Here is an 18,943-nt window from a genome sequence, read left to right as displayed (position 1 = left end):
GGGCTCAGCGGCCCATGGTCAGCGTGGCCAAGGCAAGCTCCTTGGCCGTGCTGAGCATTTCCACGCCGGCCTGGTAATTGCGCGAGGTGGAGATGAGGTTGACCATCTGCGCCACCGGATCGACGTCGGGCGAATACACGTAGCCCTCGCCATCGGCCAGCGGATGATTGGGTTCATAGCGTTTGATCGGCGGCGCATCACTCTGTGCGATCTCCTTGACCTGCACGCCGGTCAGGTTGGGATCGGTACGGCTGGTGACGGCCTGGAAGATCGGCTCCAACGGCTTGTAGACCGCCTGTGGCGAACCGGCGATGGAATCGGCGTTGGACAGGTTGGAGGCGATGGTGCTCATGCGCACCGACTGCGCTTTGAGCGCGGAGCCGGCGATATCAAAAATGGGCAGATTGCTCATGGCGCGTTTCCTTATTGACCGGTGATCGCGGTGAGCATGGTTTTCACCTTGGACTCGACGAAGCTGAGCGAGGCGCGATATTCCAGCGCGGCGCGGCCGTAGGCGGCGCGTTCGGTATCCGGATCAACGGTATTGCCGTCCAGGCTGGGCTGCGCACCCTCGCGCAGTATCTGGAACGGGTTGAGCCCAGCGCTGCCGCCGATCGCGTAATGCTGTTCGGCGGTGGTATTTAGCAGGCCATTGCCGCTGGTTGCGCCCTGTGCATTGCGCAGGGCAGCGTCGAAGTCCAGGTCGCGGGCCTTGTAGCCCGGCGTGTCGGCATTGCTCAGATTGCTGGCGATCAGCTTCATGCGCTGCTCGCGCAACGGCATCGCCTGCGCGTGGATGCCTAGGTAGTCGGAAAACAGGTTGGCCATGTGGAAGCTCCCACGGAACGTTGCCGGGGAAGCTGCAAAACCTGTGCCAGAACCGGATGGGATGCCGGGGCAGGCCGAGCCGTAGGAGCGGCGCAAGCCGCGAAGCTGGCGCCGCTTCAGCCCGCAAAGGGCCAACCCCTCCCCAGCCCTCCCCTTGGCCTTCGGCCAAAGGGAGGGAGCAAGAGCGGTAGTGCCGAGCCATGCTCGGCAGGGGCATTCCGGCCCTGAGGTAGTGCCGAGCCATGCTCGGCAGGGGCCTGCCCCGAGATGCTTATGCCGGCGGACGTGTCAGCACCGCCTCAGCAGACCTTTGAGCCGCACTACAGATCAGCTGTACGCGTACTGCGTCTCAGCCACATGCCGCAGCCGCTGCAGTACGAAGTCGGCCAGCTCATGCGGGCTGTATTTGGCCACGAAGGCATTGGCGCCAACCCGTTCCACCATGGCGTTGTTGAATACGCCCGACAGGGAGGTATGCAGCAGCACGTAAAGGCCGGCCAGCCCTGGGTGGCGGCGGATTTCCGTCGTAAGCGTATAGCCGTCCATGGCCGGCATCTCGATGTCGGAGATGACCATGGCGTAACGTTCGGCCGGATTTTCGCCTGCCGCATGGATCTGCAGCAGATGCTCCAGCGCCTGCTTGCCATCGGAAAGCAGGGTGGCGGTTACGCCCAGCTGATCCAGTACGCTGCGGATCTGTTGCCGTGCGACGCGCGAGTCATCCACCACCAGCACCTGCATCGGCGGGGCGTCGGCGGGAAGCGCCATGGACGGGTCCAGCACCGCCTCACTGCGGACCTGGGCAATGTCGGCGAGCACGCTTTCGACGTCGATCACCTGGATCAACTCACCCTGGAAGCGGGTAACGGCAGTCAGATAGGTCGATTCAGCGCCCAACTCCGGCGGCGGGTGGATGTCCTCCACCGCGATATTGACGATCCGCTCGACCCCGCTGACCAGGAAGCCCTGTACCGAGCGGTTGAACTCGGTCACTACCAGGTAGCCGGGCGCCGTATCGGCCTCGGGCTCGCGCTCGGGGTGGCCGATTGCCAGGCCAAGGTCCAGCACCGGTACCGAGCGGCCACGCACATCGGCCACGCCGGCAAACTGCGCGGGCAGCCCGGGAACCTGGAACAGGGCAGGGCGGCGCAGTACTTCCTGCACCTTGAAGACGTTCACGCCAAAAAGCTGACGGCCGCCAAGGCGGAACAGCAGCAGGGCAAGGCGGTTATGGCCGGCCAGCCGGGTGCGCTGGTCAATTCGGTTGAGCAGGTCTTGTGACATGGTTGCTGTATCGGCGGCAGGGGCCGACAACTTGAGTGCTGGTGACCGGTCGCAATGGCACGGCACTTGCAACGCTGCCTGCGAACCTTTTCAAAGACCGGGTGGCTGCCGCTGATGCGCTTACTCCTTTCCTTCTGCCTGTTGCTGCCTGCGTGGGCCTGGGCGGCAGCCTTCCAGCCCGTGGATACGATCCGTGCGGCGGCGCTGGCGACGCTGGCTGCCGGTGAGAGTGGCGAGGCGCAGGTGGATGCCAACCTGCGTCTGCCCGCCTGCACACAGCCGTTGCAGGCCAAGGCCACGGCCAATACCACGGTGGAGGTGGCCTGCCCGCAGGCCGGTGGCTGGCGCCTGTTCGTGCCGGTCAAAGTCCGGCGGGAGCAGCAGGTGCTGGTCCTGAGCCGTGGCGTGGCGGCTGGAGAAGTGCTGGCAGCGGCCGATATAAGCAGCGTAAAACGTGACACCGCACGGCTGGCCGGCGCCGTGCTGCTCAAGCCAGAAGCTGCAGTGGGGCGGGTGGCGCGGCGCGCATTGAGCGCCGGCAGCCTGCTCTCGGCGACCGACCTGGTGGCGCCGCGTACGGTCCGCCGCGGCGATAATGTGGCGCTGGTTTCACGCCGGGGCGGGGTTGAGGTACGCATGGCTGGGCGGGCGCTGGGGGATGCGGGCGAGGGCGAGCGGGTCTCGGTCGAGAACCTGTCTTCACGCCGGGTAATGCAAGGTACCGCCACCCCGGGCGGGGATGTACTTGTAAGTCGATAAATCGCTAAAGATCCGCCCGGCACTGCCGTTATCGTTTTTGAACCGAATCAGGACTCCATCACATGAGCCAGAAAATCGACGGTGGTATTGCAGCCGCAGCGCAGCTGCGCAGCGTGGCGATCAACACCAAGGTGGCCGCCGCAGGCGACGCCAAGCCCAAGCCGGTTGAGGCTGCCGACAGCGTGCGCCTGACTGGCGAAGCTACCCAGCTGCAGGCCGTGCAGCGCGAGCTCAGTGCCGCCCCGGCAATTGACCAGGCCCGCGTGCAGGCTGTACGCGAGGCGCTGGAGAACGGCAGCTACAAGATCAATCCCGATGCCATCGCCACCCGCATGCTGGGCCTGGACCAGCAGTTGCAGGGATGAACCTGAGCATGGGCGACCCGTTGCAGCGCTTGAGTGAAGCGCTGGACCGCGAGCAGCGTGCCCTCGCCGAGCACGACGTGCCTGCGCTGGTTGCGGCCACCGGCAGGAAGCTGGACGCCCTGCGCGAGCTGGAGCGGCAGCCGCCGTTGCACCAGGCCGAGCGGCTCAAGGAGCTGGCCGAACGCAATCATGCCAACGGCGTATTGCTTGCGCGCCGCCGCCGTGAGGTCAACTGGGCCCTGCGTCAGCTTGGTCGCAGTGAGAACGCACCGGCCTACGATGCCAAGGGCCAGGCTCAGACGGTCCATTCGCGGCGGCCCCTGGCCGTCGCCTGAGCTGTGGGAAAGGCGGCACCAGTGCCGCTACCGGATGCACGCATCCGGCTATAGTGGCGGTCCGTTCCTACGTTGTATCGGCCGCCGTGACCCAGATCGACAGCTCCATTCTCCTGCCCACCCCCTCGTCTGCCACGTTGAGGGCACTGGGCGAGCGGGTCCAGCAGGGCATGTTGGTATTCAACGGCAAATTCGAGGTAAGTGTCGCCAACGGCCTCGTGCGCGAGCTGTTCGGCGTCGATACCGGCGGCAGCCTTGATCTTGGCCGCCAGCTGGAAGCCCTGCTGCCGCCGTACGCCATGTCGCAGGCGCGTGAGACAGGCAGCTGGATCGGCAGCCTGCCGATCGGGGAGCGGGTCATTACCCTGCACCTGCATCAACACAGTGATGCGGGCGGGGAAGCATTCCTGGCCCTGTTCCAGCATATTGATGGCCCGGAAGACTACGAGCGCGAGTTGCAGCAGCGCCATGCCGAGCTGCGCCAGGCCTATCTGCGCTTGAACGGCACCCAGGAAAAACTGCTGCAGTCGGAGAAGATGGCCTCCATCGGCCAGCTGGCGGCGGGCGTGGCGCACGAGATCAACAATCCCATCGGCTACGTCCACTCCAACCTGGGCAGCCTGCAGGAATATCTGCGCAGCCTGTTCACCGTGATCGAAGCCTATGAGCGGGCCTTGCGGGCGCCGGATCCCAAAGCGTTGATCCCTGAAATCGACGATATCCGCGACCGGCTGGACATTGATTTCATCAGCCGCGACCTGCCACAGCTGATGGCCGAATCGCGCGAAGGCATCGAGCGGGTTACCCGGATCGTGCGCGATCTCAAGGATTTCTCGTATTCCGGGCGCGATGAGTCATGGAAGCTGGTCGACCTGCATGCCGGGCTTGAATCGACCATCAACATCATCTGGAACGAGCTCAAGTACAAGGTCACGCTGGAGCGCCGATACGGCGAGCTGCCGATGATTGAATGCCTGCCCTCGGAGTTGAACCAGGTCTACATGAACCTGCTGCTCAACGCCGGCCATGCGATTGCCGATCGCGGCAATATCGTGGTCAGCACCGGCGTCAACGGCGATGAAGTCTGGGTCGAGTTCAAGGACAACGGCGCAGGCATTTCGCCGGAATTGCGCCAGCGCATCTTCGATCCCTTCTTCACCACCAAGCCTGTAGGCAGTGGCACCGGGCTGGGCCTGTCGATCTCCTACGGCATCATCAACAAGCACCACGGCCGCATTGATCTGGAAAGCACGGTGGGCGAAGGCTCCTGCTTCCGCATTGTGCTGCCTACCCGGCAGCCGAAGTAAGCCGCTGGTCTTGTGGGAGCGGCGTCAGCCGCGAAGCTGGCGCCGTGTCCGTGGATGCGGCGTCTGCAATTTCACGGGCCCTTTTGGGTAGCTCTGCCGCAGCACCCGGAATACGGGCACTGCGGCATCAGTGGCTTCGCGGCTTACGCCGCTCCCACAAGCGCTGACAGGGCGCTGCGTTAGGCCTGCGAGGCGCTCACACCTTGTTTCTCGTCATGGGTACGGAAGGCCTGGCGGATGTGTTCGCGCAGGTCGTCGTCGTTCCATGGTTTGGTCAGGAAACGGTAGATTGCGCCGCGGTTGATCGCGTCGGTGACGGTGTTGAGGTCGGTATAGCCGGACAGCACCAGGCGGATGGTGTCGGGGTAGAGCATCTTCACCCGGCCCAGGAACTCGGTGCCGCTCATGTCGCTCATGCGCTGATCGGACAGGATCACCTGCACATCGTTGATCGCCAGCAGGTCAAAGGCGTCACGCACATTGCCAGCCGCCAGGATGCGGTAGCCGTCGCGGCGGAACAGGCGCACCAGCGAGCGCAGCACGTTTTCCTCGTCATCAAGCAGCAACAAGGTGCGGTCGGGGCGGGTTTCCGCGAACGCTTCCGGGCGCAGGTAACGGCGGCGCAGGGTCATGCCGGCGGCGTCGACCGACATCGGTTCGCCAAACAGATAGCCCTGGAATACATCGCAGTCATTGCGTCGCAGGAACCCCAATTGCGCCTGTGACTCCACGCCATTGGCAATGACCGTCATGCCGAGTTGGTGGCCCATGGCGATGATGGCGCGACTGATCGCCGCCTCACGGTTGGCGGCAGGGGCGCTCTTGATGAAGCTGCGGTCGATCTTGAGCTTGTCCACCGGGTAGCGGACCAGCGCACTCAAGCTGGAGTCGCCGGTACCGAAATTGTCCAGGCACAGGCTGATGCCTTCGTTGCGCAGGTTGGCCAACGTTTCATGGACGAAGTTGACGTTGTTGGTCAACGCGCTTTCGTTGATTTCCAAGGTCAGCATGCGCGCCGGCACGCCGATGGACTGCAGCATCGCCATCACTTCGGTGAAGAAGTTCGGCCGCAGCAACTGCAGCGTGGAGACGTTGACCGCCACGTTGAAATCTTCAAAGCCCTGGTCGCGCCATACCTTGGCTTGGCGCAGGGTCATTTCCAGCACCCAGGCACCGATCTGCACAATGATGCCCAGGCGTTCGGCGGTGCGCATGAAACGCTCGGGTACCAGCATGCCGAGGGTAGGGGACTGCCAGCGCAGCAGCGCTTCCATGCCCATGACGTGGCCATCGCGGGCGCTGACCAGCGGCTGGTAGCGCAGGCGCAGCTCGCCGTTGTCGATGGCATCCACCAGCTGACGCGAGATGATGCTCTCACTGTGGGCGCTGCTGGGTTTGTGCAGCACGTGCACATGCACGGCATTGCCGCCTTCGCGGCCGGCCTGGTGCAGGGCATCCTCGGCCAGGTCCAGCACGCCGGTTGCGGTATTGGAATGTTCCGGGCACAGGCCGACGCCAATCTTGGCGGTAAGGAACAGGGTGTACGGCAATACGGACAGCGGCAGTTCGATCTGCTGGCGCACCTGCTCGGCGAAGTCCTCCGGTGACTGGGTCTGGCTGGTACGCGGTACCGCGATCAGGAATTCATCGCTGCCATGCCGCCACAGCCTGCCGCGGTCGCCAATGAAGCCGCGCAGGCGTTCGGCAATCAACACCAGGGCCTGGTCGCCGACTTCGGCGCTCATGTTTTCGTTGACCGAGGCGAAGTGGTCGATATCCAGGTGCAGCAGCATCAACGAGGTGCCGGTGCGGTTGGCTGCGTCCACCAGGGTTGCCAGCTCCGGATTGCCAGCGCCCAGACGAGCGGGTCGCGCGTCGCCGCGGTCACCGGAAGAGGCAGGGTTGGCAGTCCACATCGGGCGGGGTCCTTGGGGCATCACGGTGCGGTTACCGCATAGGGTAGACGTAGATCAATCCGGGTGCCTGCACCCGGTGCGGTTTCAATATGCAGGCTGCCGCCGGCACTCTGCGCACGTTCGCGCATGACGATCATGCCCAGACCACGCGGGCCGGCCGGATCAAAGCCTTCGCCATCGTCCACCACCTGCAGGTGCAGATCGCCCTGGCTGCTGTCACGCAGCGACAGCGATACCTGGCTTGCACAGGCGTGACGCAATGCGTTGGTCAGGCTCTCCTGGGCAATACGGAAGCAGGCCTGTTCCACCTCGTTGCTGGGCCGTCGCGGCAAAGCGCTCACGTCCAGCAGCAGCTCCACATCGGTGGAGCGGAACAGCAGACCTGCCTGCCAGCGCAGCGCTGCTTCCAGGCCCAGCGCATCGAGTTGCGGTGGGCGCAGCAGCATCGACAGGTTGCGCAGCTTGATCACCGTGGTGTCGGCCAACTCGATGATCTGGTCGATATCGTCCTGCCGGCGGGCCGTATTGTCCTCGTCGCGGGCTGCACAGGCGGCCAGCTTCATCGCGGTGATGGCCTGGCCGATGTCGTCATGCAGGTCGCGTGAGATCGAGCGGCGTTCGTCTTCCTGCAATGAGAACAGTCGCCCAGCCATGGCCTGCAGCTCGCCATTGCTGGCTGCCAGGGCAGCGCGGCCATGTTCCAGTTCGCTCAGGTCGCGGATCACAAACAGCTGGCAGGCGCGGCCGGCGTATTGGAGTTGCTGGGTGATGACCACGGCATGGAAGGGCTCGCCGCCAATCCGGCACAGCTGCACTGGCACTTCACTGTTGTCTGCAGTGGGCGCATGCGCGCCCAGGTTTGCCAGCAGTGGCGTGGCATTGTCGGCGTGGCCATCACCTATGCCCAGAATGCTGCTGGCGGCAGGATTGGCATAAAGAACGGTATTGCCATCGGCAATCATCACGCCATCGGGCAGAAGCGCCGCGAGTTGTTCGAACTCGTGCGGCGGGCGCTGCGGCGCGGTACGTAATGCGCTCATCGCGCAGAGTCGCCAAGCCAACGCCGACAACGACAGGCAAAGAGTGAGCGTGATAACCGTCACAAATTTCAGCTGCAACGCGGCAGCGCCGCTGCCCATCAGCAGCACGCCGGCCATGGCAAAGGTCAGTACAAGGGTCAGGCCAAGCAGCCAGAACAAGCCAGAGCGCCGCAGCGGGAGCGGTGCAGGCACGGGCGCAGAGTCAGCGGGGGCCGGATCGGCTTGCATGATGGGTGGGGATTTGGAGCGAGCGTCGGCGTCATCTTAGCCGCTTGTGCACAATGCGCGCGACGAAGTGCTCAATTCTGCCGACGCGGTGCCGTTATCGATTGAGTCCCCGGTTTGTCGGGCATGGAGATAGAGCGCGTGGATCGCGGCGTCATAGCTAGCCTGCTTCGTCACCCGTTGAACGCAGCCGTCGTGCTGCTGGATACGGATGGGCAGCCATTGGCTGCCAATGCCATGGCCCGCGAGCTGGGCCTGCCCGAACGCCTGTCACGTTATTGCCAGCAATTGACTGGCGCACGCCAGCAACTCGCCCACCAGGACGCTGTGGCGTGCCCATTGCCTGGCGAGGGCAGCCGGCTCGAAGGCTGGCTCAGCAGCGTGCAATCACCTGCGGCTGCACCGCTGGGCTATCTGTACTCGGTGGCCAGTGACACCGAGGCACGCAATGCCCGTTGGACCATCGCGATGCAGTCGGCAGGTCATAGCCTGTGGGACTGGGATATCGTCGGCGATGCGATTTCCCGCACCGCACCGGCACACAACAACTCGCCCGTACCAACAGGTATGGGGTTGCTCGATGAGGTCCACCCCGAGGATCAACTGCAATTGCGGCAGGCCATTGCCGCCCACCTGCACGACCCGCAGGTACCGTTCGCCTGCCAGTTCCGGCTGCGTCAGGCCGATGGCAGCTGGCATTGGGTACTCGATCGTGGGCAGGTCATCACCCGTGCCGGCGACGGCCAGCCGTTGCGCATGGTCGGCACCTATACCGACATCCAGCAGCAAAAATCATTGGAAGACGAGTTGCGGTCGCAGCAGGCCTTGTTGCAGCGGGCACAGCGCGTCGCTGGCATGGGCAGCTGGGTATGGGAACCACAGCGCGGTCGCGTGCAGTGGTCTGACGAATTTGCCGCCGCCATTGGATGGGGCGACGCCGCATTGCCCAATGGTCGCCAATGGCTGCGCATCCTTACCAATGAAGCACGCAGGCATTTGTTTGGCAGCTGGCGGCGCCTGCTCGATGATGCGGCCGGCGGCAGTTTCGACCTGACCTGGGGCAGGGACCCGGTGACCCAGCAGCAGCTGCGCATCTGGGTGGAACTGGATTACGACAGTGCGGGCGTGTTGCAGCGGGTGCTGGGCCAGGTCCAGAACATCAGCAACCAACGTCGCACCGATGCCTTGATCCGCTGGCGCACCGAGCTGCTCAACCGCGTATCGGCGTTGGGCCGCATCGGCGGTTGCGAGATCGAAGTGGATACGCGGGCGATGCAGTGGACCGAGGAGTGCTATCGCATCCACGGCCTGCGCAAAGCGCCGGTCACGCTCGACCAGGCGCTGGACCTGTATACCCCCGATTCGCGCGACGGCTTTGAAGCAGCGCTGCTGCGCATTGCCGAAGGCGGGCTGCCCGAACAGCTCGACCTGTGTTTCTACCGCCCCTCGGGGCAACGGGTGTGGGTGCAGGTATTGATCGAACTGGATCAGCGCGAAGGCCTGCCCGAGCGCTACGTGGTTCTATTCCGCGATATCACCCGCGAACGCGAAGCCGACGAACGCCTGGAATTGTTGGCCCATTACGACCTGTTGACCGGTCTGCCCAACCGCATGCTGCTGCGCGAGCAGGGCTCGGAGGCCATCATCGAGGCGCGTGAACGTGGCGCCATCCTGGCGATGCTGTTCATTGATCTGGATGGCTTTAAAACCATCAATGACACCTTTGGCCATGCCACCGGCGACATGTTGTTGAAAGCGGCCGCGGCACGCCTGCACCAGAACCTGCGCAATGCCGACCTGTTTGCCCGTTTCAATGGCGATGAGTTCATCGTCATCCTGCGCAATCTGGTGGAACCCGAAGACGCAGGGCACGTCGCGCGCAAGTTGATCGCATCGCTGGCCGAGCCGTTGTACCGCGAGGACGCGACCTTGAAGGTCGGTGCCAGCGTCGGCATCGCACTGCTGGACGAGGGCCGCAGCGATTTCGACAGCCTGCTGCGTGCCGCCGATGCGGCCATGCATGCAGCCAAGGAAGCGGGACGCAATACCTACCAGTACTACAGCCAGGACGCGCTGGCGCGCACGCAGCGCCGGGTCGAGATCGAGCATGCGCTGCACGGCGCGGTCGAGCGCGACGAGTTCAGTCTGGTCTACCAGCCGCTGGTGCATGCCAACGGCGACCCGGTGCCGTCCATCGAAGCCTTGCTGCGCTGGAACAGCGGCCGTATCGGCTCCTGCAACCCGGCCGAGTTCATCCCCATCGCCGAAAAGTGCGGCGAAATCATCCATATCGGCGATTGGGTGCTGCAGGAGGTCTGCCGTCAGGCAGTGGTCTGGCAGCAGTCGGGCCTGCAGTTCGATCGCGTGGCGGTCAATGTCTCGGCACTACAGTTGCGTGACCGCGGCTTTGCCGAGCGGGTTGTCAGTATCTGTCAGCAATCCGGCTGGCCCGCGCAGCGGCTGGAGCTGGAATTGACCGAATCGGCCTTGATCCGCGATACCGACGCGCTGCGGCAGTGCTTTGATGTGTTCGAGCAACATGGCATCCCCCTGGCCGTGGACGACTTCGGCACCGGCTTCTCCAACCTGCACTACCTCAATCGGTTCCCGGTGCAGAGGCTGAAAATCGACCGTAGTTTCGTGCAGGGAATGCTGCACGATGCCGGTACTGCCGAGGTTACCCAGGCCATCGTGCATCTTGGCCATGCGCTGGGCATGCGGGTGGTGGCCGAGGGCGTGGAAACCCCTGCCGAAGCGGCGATGCTGATCCAGCAGGGTTGCGATGAGTTGCAGGGCTATCTGTTCTCGCGGCCGCTGCGGCCGCGCGAGATGGTGCAGTGGCTGCGCAGTGGCCCGGGCGAGTTGCTTGAGCTACCGAATCTTGGCTCCATCGCGACGATCAGCGCTACCCACTGATCGTCGGCAAAGCCAACAACCAAGCCTGGCTGCATGAACTGCAGCCGGGCTTTTTGCATGTCTTTCTGGTTGTATTTCTGTTTGGATGTAGGAGCGGCGTAATCCGCGAAGCTGGCATTGATGGGATTGCTGGCAGGTCAGCATATGACGATCTCTGTGCTTCGCGGCTTACGCCGCTCCTACAAGATAACCATGGTGTGCTGACATGTGGCCCGGGAAAGGCCGCAGAACATCAGCTCTGTGCTGCTTCTGCATTGACCTGGGCCAGCGTGTTCATAGCATGTAGGAGCGGCGTAAGCCGCGAAGCCGGGGTTGCTGAGAGGTCAGCATCCGACGATCTCTGTGCTTCGCGGCTTACGCCGCTCCTACAAGAGATTCTTGGTGCGCAAAGATATGTGGCCCGGCCAAGCGCTGCCAGGGATTTTTCAGGGAACGGACAGGTCCCAGTCGATACAGGTTGTCAGCCAATCGGCGTCTTCGACTTGGTCGGGGCGCTGGGATTGGTCGCGCCGTGCACGCAGCTCCAGCAGCTCCTGCTGTGCATGCTGTTCAAGCAGCGCGAGTTGTTCGCGTCGGCTCAACGAGACGCCGTTGGCGGCTGTAGGAAGAGGCATGGCGTCATCAGCCTGCGGTGCTGGCTCGGCGTTGCTGTTGGCGGAGGAACGAAGTGTCAGCATATATCAGCGTGGTTGCAGCAACGGCAAAGCCCCGGCCAAGGACCGGGGCTCGGATGCAGAACGGATGCGGGTGAACTCAGAACAACTCCACCGTGCCTGCGCCCATGCTCTGCTGCGACACCGGCTTGTGTGGCGGACGCTCCCACTCCACGCGCATTTCGCGCAGGCGGCTGCCGGTGCGTTGCAGGGCGGTGATCATCTCGCCGTCAAACACGCCGCCATTGCGATGCAGCAGTTCCTGCAGGGCGACCGCTTCGCGGTTGATTGCACCCAGGCGGTCAAGATGGGTATGCACGCCGCCCAATGCCTGGGTGGCGATGTCCTCGAACTGCAGGGCGCGCACGGCTTCTGCGACGCTGCCGTCGATGGCCCGGCCGCACTCGGAAATCTCACGCATGCCATCGCCCAGCGAGGCGTTGATCGCTGCCACGCTGTCCAGCATCGCGGCAGCTTCCGAACGCGCCTCACGTGACCGGTCCATATCGCGCGAGGCCATGTGGGTGACGGTTTCGCGCACCTTGGCAATGGCGTCCTTGGAGCTGTGGGCCAGCTTGCGGATCTGCTCGTTGAAGGTGGTTGAGCGCTCGGACAGGTTGCGGACTTCGTCAGCCACCACCGCGAAGCCACGACCGGCTTCACCGGCACGCGCTGCTTCAATGGCGGCGTTCAAGGCCAGCAGGTTGGTCTGGTCGGCAATCGACTTGACGTCTTCAAGCAGGGCAAAAATGCCATCCAGGTGCTGCGCCATCTGATCGATGTGCTGCACGGTGTTGCTGCTCTGGCCGCTGACCTGTTCCAGCGCTTCCACCAGCTGTTCCATCTGATGGCTGGCGTTCTGGGCGAAACGTGCCACGTCGACGCCGCTACCGCCTTCATCGCCGGCACGGTCGACAATGCGGGCCAACGCCTGGCTCTGCTGACGCGACTTGCGGCTCATCGCATCGAAGCTGCCACCCAGGCCGCCGACGGCCTGCCGGATCAGCTCGCGGGCGCGTTCGATCTCGCTGCGCGAGCCGTCGATCTCGTTGCCGACGAAGCTGCGCAGTTCATTGAGCAGCTGGTCCTGCTCCTTCAGCACCTTGGCGTGTTCGGGCGAGCGCTGGGCTTGCGTATGCACGCTCCACCAGGCAAACACCAGCCAGCTCAGCACCATGGTGGTCAAAATCGCCCACAGCGCTGCCGAAGGCCAGGACAGGGCAGCAGCGACCACGACCAGAAGGGTGAGGACCAGCGGGGCTGCCAAACGGATTGCAATACGTGAATACATGGACGTTCTCGGGAGAGTCACGAATGCAGTATCGGCAGTAGCCGGGGGGTCTTTAGCCCGCTGCGGTGAATCCCGGAGGTTTTGCGATGCAGGGCCCGCGCGCCTGCTGGCGGCGGGCCGGCATGTTTCAGCGCAGGCGGCGCTCGATGGCTTCGAGCATGGCCTTGCGGGAGAACAGGAAATCCCAATAGGCACCGCCCAGCTGGCGCCACAACACCGCCGAACGCACCGCTGCCAGCAGCAGCGCACGGATTTCCGAGACCACCATCGCCTGGCCCAGGTAGTGCGGATTGCCCTGCACCATGATCCGCGGCTTGAGCTGGCTGATGGTGTCGGCGTACAGCGCGCCCATTGCACTGAGTACGTCCGGATGACTGCAGTCGCCACGCTCCTGGGCAATGGCGGCGCCGCGCTGGATGCCGGCCTCGACCTTGTCGACGGTGGCGCCTTCACGCACGAAGCGGCGTTCCAGCTGCATCACCGACAGCGCCAGCCGCGGCAGCAGGTCATCCTTGCCCTGGTTGCGGAAGTAGTCACGCAGCAGGCGCAGGCCGGGCTCCACCTGGGTGGCGCTGCCGTACACGGCCGCCGGCGAGGTGGCGTCAATACGCAGCACGCTGTCCATCGCGGTGCGCACGATGGCACTTTCAGAATGGCCGGTTTCGGCGATGCGGCGCACCTGCTGCAGGGCCTGGGCAATGCCGGCCAAGGCGAGTACGCGGTCGTCGATTGAAAAAGTCATGGTCATCTCTCAAGGGGTAACAGGAGCCGCCAGGCGGCGCTCCAAAGGTGCATCGGTTGCGGCGATCACCGCGCCGCCCAGGCATTCCATACCGTCGTACAGGACCAGCGATTGGCCCGGGGTGACGGCACGTTGCGGGCGCGCGAAACGCACGTCCAGAGTGCCATCATCGCGCACCGTCACCGTGCAGGCCTCGTCCGGCTGCCGGTAGCGGGTCTGCGCGGTGCATTCAAACTGGCGCGCGGGCGGGCTGCCGGCAATCCAGTGCATGCTTTCGCTGCGCAGCCACTGCGACTGCAGCCAAGGGCTGTCGTGGCCCTGGTCGACGTACAGGATGTTGCGGGCAACGTCCTTGCCCACCACGAACCAGGGCGCCGCAGGGCGCCCGCGCACGCCGCCGATGTTCAGGCCTTCGCGCTGGCCCAGGGTGAAATAGAACACGCCGGGGTGGCGGGCAATGACCTGGCCATCGGGGTCCTGGATCTCACCTTCGCGGGCCGGCAGGTACTGGCCCAGGAATTCGCGGAAATCGCGTTCGCCGATGAAGCAGATGCCGGTGGAGTCCTTCTTGGCATGAGTCGGCAGGCCGGCCTCACGGGCGATGCGGCGCAGCTCGCTCTTCTCCATGTGGCCAATCGGGAACAGGGTGGCCGCAAGCTGGGCCTGCCCGAGTTGATGCAGGAAATAGCTCTGGTCCTTGCCGCGGTCGGCGCCGCGCAACAGCCGCCAGCGGCCAGCGGACTGGTCCACCTGGGCGTAGTGGCCGGTAGCGATGCGCTCGGCGCCCAGCTCGCGGGCGGCATCCAGGAAGTGCTTGAACTTGACCTCGCGGTTGCACAGCACGTCCGGGTTGGGCGTGCGGCCGGCGGCGTACTCGGCCAGGAAGTGCTCGAACACGCCCTGCCAGTACTCCGTCGAGAAATCGCGGAAGTGGAAGGGGATGTCGAGGCGGCCGCAGACGGCCACCGCATCGCGACGGTCATCCTCGGCACGGCAATGGCCGCTGCCATCGTCAGCCCAGTTCTGCATGAACAGGCCGGCAACATCCAGGCCTTGCTGGACCAGGGTGAGCGCGGCCACCGACGAGTCCACCCCGCCGGATACGCCCACCACGATATTCGGATTACTCACGGTGCCACCTGTCGCACGATGGAAAGCGGGTAACGCTGCCCGGCCAACCAGTCGGAAATCGTGTGCCAGACCAGCGGGCTGCGCAGCCGCGCCATGTCAGCCTGCAAGGCCACCGGGCTCATCCACAGCGCCTGCACGATGCCCACATCGAGTGCTTGTTCGGGATGGTGCTGCAGCGGCTCGGCGGCGAAGGCGAAGCGAAGGAACGGCGTGCCATCGCCCGCCGTCCACTGATAGGTGCCAATGAAGCCGGTGAGATGCACATCCCAGCCGGTTTCCTCGCGGGTTTCACGCACCGCCGCCTCGAGCAGGCTTTCGCCCGGCTCCAGATGGCCTGCCGGCTGGTTCAATACCCGCCGGCCGCCTTTTTCTTCTTCCACCAGCAGCAGCTGCCCGGCGCGGGAGACCACGGTGGCCACGGTCACATGTGGCGCCCATCGCTGGGACTGCAAAGCATTCACGCTCAGTACTCGTCCTTCGACGTCATTTCCAGTTCGATCGCGTCGGCGCTCTTGGCGGCCGCATCGATGGCATCGGAAACGACTTCGGAACTGGCGTTGGCGTCCACCTTGACCACGAACATGGCCACATCGCCCTGCTTCACCCAGCCGCCGAGCTTGGAATCGTTGGAGTCTTCCAGCAGGCGGTTGGCGACCAGCGCCGGGAACTGCGGGCTGCTGGACTTGTAGCCCGGCGACCAGATTTCGCGAACATTGTGGCTGCCATAGGTTTCGACATTGGAACGCACGAACACCAGCTGGGTACGGTCGTCATCCATTTCAAAGACCAGCTGGTAGTCGCCGTCGCTGTCCACCTCGTACTTGTACTTGAGGGTATCCAGGACGCGGCCGACGGCGGCGTCCGGCTCACCGGCGAACGCGCTGCCAGCGGCGGCGGTAGCCAGGGCCAGCAAGGCGATGCTGATTACAGACTTCTTCATGTTTTCCCCTATGCAAGGTTGGTTAGCCTGCAAATTGTGCGGGGGCAGGGGGGGCTGCGTCCAATGGTCAGAGGCCAGCCACACAGACCGGCTATAATTGGATGATGTCCCAGAAGACCCAACACGATAGCGAACATGGCCTGCTGGTCGCCCCCGGCAAGCCCGAGGTTGCGCCCCCGCCGCAGTACCAGGTGATGCTGCTCAATGACGACTACACCCCGATGGACTTCGTGGTGACAGTGCTGCAGAGCTTTTTTTCCATGGACATGGACAAGGCCACCCAGGTGATGCTGCACGTCCATACCCGTGGCCGCGGCATCTGTGGCGTCTATACCCGCGAGGTGGCCGAGACCAAGGTCGCGCAGGTCAACGAGTTCTCGCGGATGAACCAACACCCGCTGATGTGCACGATGGAGCGGGCGTGAGCCTGCTGCCGGCGCCTGCAGGCTGCCGGCCGCCGCGTCAGGGTTGCCCCCTGTCTACCGCACAGCGGCGGTATCTGCGATAAAACAGCTGTGTTGCCGCCTATCGGGTTCACCGGCAGTGGAACGATTCGTCCTGCAGATTGTCTACAAGATGGGTAACAAGCCCGTTCTGGCGTCGAAACTGAATGCCGAATTCACGACGATGGCAGTTTTGTAGCCATTGCTGACGCAGCGTCTACATCTTCGTGGTTAGGGTGCTGGAAAAAGCGATGCAAGGCCGCATATTGTCTCCAACCGCAACCGGAGTGCCTTATGTTCAGTAAAGACCTCGAGCAGACCATTGGTCAGTGCTACAAGCGCGCCCGGGAGGCCCGTCACGAGTACATGACGGTTGAACATCTACTGCTGGCCTTGTTGGAGAACGCCTCCGCGCAGGCCGTGCTCAAGGCATGTGGCGCCGACGTGGAGCGCCTGGGGCGGGAGCTGGAGAAGGCGATCAACGCCTCGGTCTCGCTGTTGGCCGAAGACGACGGGCGCGACACGCAGCCTACGCTGGGCTTCCAGCGCGTATTGCAGCGCGCCGTCTACCACGTGCAGTCCTCGGGCAAGAAGGAGGTCACCGGTGCCAACGTGCTGGTGGCGATCTTCGGCGAGAAGGAATCGCATGCGGTCTACTACCTCAATCAGCAGGATGTGACCCGGCTGGATGTCGTCAATTACCTGTCCCATGGGGTGGGTAAGTCCGGCGAAGACCCTGAGATGTCCTCACCGCTGGAAGGCGAGGGCCGTGCCGAAGGTGCCGATGGCGAAGGCAAGGGCGATTCGCTCGCCGAGTTCGCCAGCAATCTCAACGAATTGGCCAAGGCGGGGCGGATCGACCCGCTGGTCGGCCGCCGTGACGAGATTGAACGCACCATCCAGGTACTGTGCCGCCGCCGCAAGAACAACCCGCTGTACGTGGGCGAGGCCGGCGTGGGCAAAACCGCCATCGCCGAAGGCCTGGCCAAGCGCATCGTCGATGGCGAAGTGCCCGACGTACTGGCCGATGCGGTGATCTATTCGCTGGACCTGGGCGCGCTGGTAGCGGGCACCAAGTACCGTGGCGACTTCGAAAAGCGCTTGAAGGGCGTGATTACCTCGCTGAAGAAGATCCCCAATTCGGTGCTGTTCATCGATGAAATCCACACCATCATCGGCGCCGGCTCGGCCTCCGGTGGCACCATGGATGCGTCCAACCTGATCAAGCCGGCACTTGCCTCGGGCGAGCTGCGCTGCATCGGCTCGACCACCTTCCAGGAATACCGCGGCATCTTCGAGAAGGATCGTGCACTGGCGCGGCGCTTCCAGAAGATCGACATCGTCGAGCCGACCGTTGGCGAGGCCTACGAGATCCTCAAGGGCCTGCGCCCCAAGTACGAAGCCCACCACAGCGTCACCTATGCCGACGATGCCTTGCAGGCGGCGGTGGACCTGTCGGTCAAGCATATCGCCGACCGTCTGTTGCCGGACAAGGCCATCGACGTGATCGACGAGGCCGGTGCGCGCCAGCGCCTGTTGCCGGAAGGCCAGCGCAAGGAGCGCATCGATATCGAGGAAATCGAAACCATCGTTGCCAAGATGGCGCGGATCCCGGCCAAGCAGGTCACTGCCAGTGACAAGGATGTGCTGCAGCACCTGGAGCGCAACCTGAAAATGGTGATCTTCGGCCAGGACCAGGGCATTGAATCGCTGACCTCGGCGATCAAGCTGTCGCGTTCGGGGCTGGCCAGCCCGGACAAGCCGATCGGCAACTTCCTGTTTGCCGGCCCCACCGGTGTCGGCAAGACCGAGGTGACCCGGCAGCTGGCGCTGCAGCTCGGCATCGAGCTGGTGCGTTTTGACATGTCCGAGTACATGGAGCCGCATTCGATCAGCCGCTTGATTGGTGCCCCTCCGGGCTATGTCGGCTTCGACCAGGGCGGCCTGCTGACCGAAAAAGTCGTCAAGACCCCGCACTGCGTGCTGTTGCTGGACGAGGTTGAGAAGGCGCACCCGGACATCTTCAACATCCTGTTGCAGGTGATGGACCGCGGCGTGCTCACCGATACCAACGGCCGTGAAGCCAACTTCAAGAACGTGATCCTGGTGATGACCACCAATGCCGGTGCCACCCAGGCGGCGCGTCGTTCGATTGGTTTCACCAAGCAGAACCACGCCACCGACGCGATGGAAGTGATCCGCAAGAGCTTCACCCCGGAGTTCCGCAACCGCCTGGATGCGGTGGTGCAGTTCCAGCCGCTGGGCTTCAGCCACATCCTGCGGGTGGTGGACAAGTTCCTGATCGAGCTGGAGATGCTGCTGCAGGACAAGCATGTGTCGCTGTCGGCTACCCCGGCTGCACGCGAGTGGCTGGCCCAGCACGGCTTCGACGCGGACATGGGTGCGCGCCCGATGCACCGGGTGATCCAGGACAAGGTGAAGCGCCCATTGGCCGACGAGCTGCTGTTCGGCAAATTGGCCAACGGCGGCAAGGTCAGCATCGATGTCCGCGACGGCGAACTGATCGTGGAAACCGAGTCCGAGCCGGAACACCTGCTGCCAGCAACGGTGTAAACCCGCTCGTGTGGGAGCGGCGTGAGCCGCGAAGCTCGGCCGCTGTCCGTACATACAAACCCCGCATCGAAAGGTGCGGGGTTTTGTTTTGCGCGGCCCTTCCGGCAGGGCAGAGGTTCCATGTAGTGGGCGGCCCAGGGCGCGCATGGGGGGGACGGGGCAGCCGCAGCGCCCCCAGGGGGGGGCGCGCCCGG

General features: G+C 64.1%; 17 protein-coding genes and 1 pseudogene. 7 read left to right on the top strand and 11 right to left on the bottom strand.

The window, feature by feature from the left end; translation table 11 throughout:
• Positions 1–4 precede the first annotated feature (4 nt).
• From flgC to ABE493_RS17000, 3 genes are all read right to left on the bottom strand, one after another.
• Complete coding sequence (gene flgC, locus ABE493_RS17010; protein WP_346500122.1) at positions 5–412, bottom strand: flagellar basal body rod protein FlgC; 408 nt, start codon at positions 410–412, stop codon at positions 5–7.
• 11 nt (positions 413–423) lie between these two features.
• Positions 424–828, bottom strand: coding sequence for a flagellar basal body rod protein FlgB (flgB, locus tag ABE493_RS17005; protein WP_057628074.1), 405 nt, complete (start codon positions 826–828; stop codon positions 424–426).
• A 327-nt stretch (positions 829–1,155) separates the two neighbouring features.
• Complete coding sequence (locus ABE493_RS17000) at positions 1,156–2,112, bottom strand: chemotaxis protein (protein ID WP_346500119.1); 957 nt, start codon at positions 2,110–2,112, stop codon at positions 1,156–1,158.
• 114 nt (positions 2,113–2,226) lie between these two features.
• Here ABE493_RS17000 and flgA point away from each other — a divergent pair, with 114 nt between their 5' ends.
• The 4 genes from flgA (at position 2,227) to ABE493_RS16980 (ending at position 4,878) form a co-directional block, all read left to right on the top strand.
• On the top strand, positions 2,227–2,871 hold the full coding sequence (gene flgA / locus ABE493_RS16995) for a flagellar basal body P-ring formation chaperone FlgA (protein ID WP_346500117.1): 645 nt from the start codon (positions 2,227–2,229) through the stop codon (positions 2,869–2,871).
• A gap of 62 nt (positions 2,872–2,933) precedes the next feature.
• Positions 2,934–3,236, top strand: a complete 303-nt coding sequence (gene flgM, locus ABE493_RS16990) for a flagellar biosynthesis anti-sigma factor FlgM (protein ID WP_346500115.1) — start codon at positions 2,934–2,936, stop codon at positions 3,234–3,236.
• Positions 3,233–3,571, top strand: coding sequence for a flagella protein (locus tag ABE493_RS16985; RefSeq protein ID WP_057626385.1), 339 nt, complete (start codon positions 3,233–3,235; stop codon positions 3,569–3,571). Before flgM ends, ABE493_RS16985 begins: the two co-directional genes overlap by 4 nt.
• Before the next feature lie 86 nt (positions 3,572–3,657).
• On the top strand, positions 3,658–4,878 hold the full coding sequence (locus tag ABE493_RS16980; protein WP_430980807.1) for an ATP-binding protein: 1,221 nt from the start codon (positions 3,658–3,660) through the stop codon (positions 4,876–4,878).
• A gap of 179 nt (positions 4,879–5,057) precedes the next feature.
• Here the strand turns inward: ABE493_RS16980 and ABE493_RS16975 are convergent, their stop codons facing one another.
• Positions 5,058–6,794, bottom strand: coding sequence for an EAL domain-containing protein (locus ABE493_RS16975; protein ID WP_346500112.1), 1,737 nt, complete (start codon positions 6,792–6,794; stop codon positions 5,058–5,060).
• Between the two features lie 20 nt (positions 6,795–6,814).
• Positions 6,815–7,795, bottom strand: a pseudogene (locus ABE493_RS16970) (ATP-binding protein); the annotation flags it as partial.
• Between the two features lie 405 nt (positions 7,796–8,200).
• Between ABE493_RS16970 and ABE493_RS16965 the strand changes: the two are divergent.
• Positions 8,201–10,975: a bifunctional diguanylate cyclase/phosphodiesterase gene (locus ABE493_RS16965; protein WP_346500144.1), complete on the top strand. Its 2,775-nt coding sequence runs from the start codon at positions 8,201–8,203 to the stop codon at positions 10,973–10,975.
• 425 nt (positions 10,976–11,400) lie between these two features.
• Here the strand turns inward: ABE493_RS16965 and ABE493_RS16960 are convergent, their stop codons facing one another.
• The 6 genes from ABE493_RS16960 to ABE493_RS16935 all read right to left on the bottom strand — a co-directional run bounded on the left by ABE493_RS16960 (position 11,401) and on the right by ABE493_RS16935 (position 15,732).
• Positions 11,401–11,589 (bottom strand): hypothetical protein, encoded by a 189-nt coding sequence (locus ABE493_RS16960; protein WP_346500110.1) that lies wholly within the window; start codon positions 11,587–11,589, stop codon positions 11,401–11,403.
• A gap of 139 nt (positions 11,590–11,728) precedes the next feature.
• Entirely contained in the window at positions 11,729–12,919 is a 1,191-nt protein-coding gene (locus tag ABE493_RS16955) for a methyl-accepting chemotaxis protein (protein ID WP_346500108.1), read from the bottom strand.
• Positions 12,920–13,046: 127 nt separating this feature from the next.
• On the bottom strand, positions 13,047–13,661 hold the full coding sequence (gene hflD / locus ABE493_RS16950) for a high frequency lysogenization protein HflD (protein ID WP_346500105.1): 615 nt from the start codon (positions 13,659–13,661) through the stop codon (positions 13,047–13,049).
• A gap of 9 nt (positions 13,662–13,670) precedes the next feature.
• Positions 13,671–14,792: a tRNA 2-thiouridine(34) synthase MnmA gene (mnmA, locus tag ABE493_RS16945; protein ID WP_346500103.1), complete on the bottom strand. Its 1,122-nt coding sequence runs from the start codon at positions 14,790–14,792 to the stop codon at positions 13,671–13,673.
• A complete protein-coding gene (locus tag ABE493_RS16940) occupies positions 14,789–15,253 on the bottom strand; it encodes an NUDIX hydrolase (RefSeq protein WP_346500101.1) in 465 nt (154 codons plus the stop codon). The genes mnmA and ABE493_RS16940 overlap by 4 nt, the downstream gene beginning before the upstream one ends.
• 2 nt (positions 15,254–15,255) lie before the next feature.
• A complete protein-coding gene (locus ABE493_RS16935; protein WP_346500099.1) occupies positions 15,256–15,732 on the bottom strand; it encodes a hypothetical protein in 477 nt (158 codons plus the stop codon).
• 104 nt (positions 15,733–15,836) lie between these two features.
• Here ABE493_RS16935 and clpS point away from each other — a divergent pair, with 104 nt between their 5' ends.
• Both clpS and clpA read left to right on the top strand, forming a co-directional pair.
• Positions 15,837–16,157, top strand: a complete 321-nt coding sequence (gene clpS / locus ABE493_RS16930) for an ATP-dependent Clp protease adapter ClpS (protein WP_282272346.1) — start codon at positions 15,837–15,839, stop codon at positions 16,155–16,157.
• Positions 16,158–16,469: 312 nt separating this feature from the next.
• Positions 16,470–18,749: an ATP-dependent Clp protease ATP-binding subunit ClpA gene (clpA, locus tag ABE493_RS16925; protein WP_346500097.1), complete on the top strand. Its 2,280-nt coding sequence runs from the start codon at positions 16,470–16,472 to the stop codon at positions 18,747–18,749.
• The last annotated feature ends 194 nt before the right edge of the window (positions 18,750–18,943 follow it).

The sequence above is a fragment of the Stenotrophomonas terrae genome (genome assembly GCF_039674165.1).
Classification (GTDB): Bacteria; Pseudomonadota; Gammaproteobacteria; order Xanthomonadales; family Xanthomonadaceae; genus Stenotrophomonas; species Stenotrophomonas terrae_A.
The sequence above is the reverse complement of the archived record's forward strand: the minus strand, read 5'-3'. Positions and strand labels throughout refer to the sequence as shown.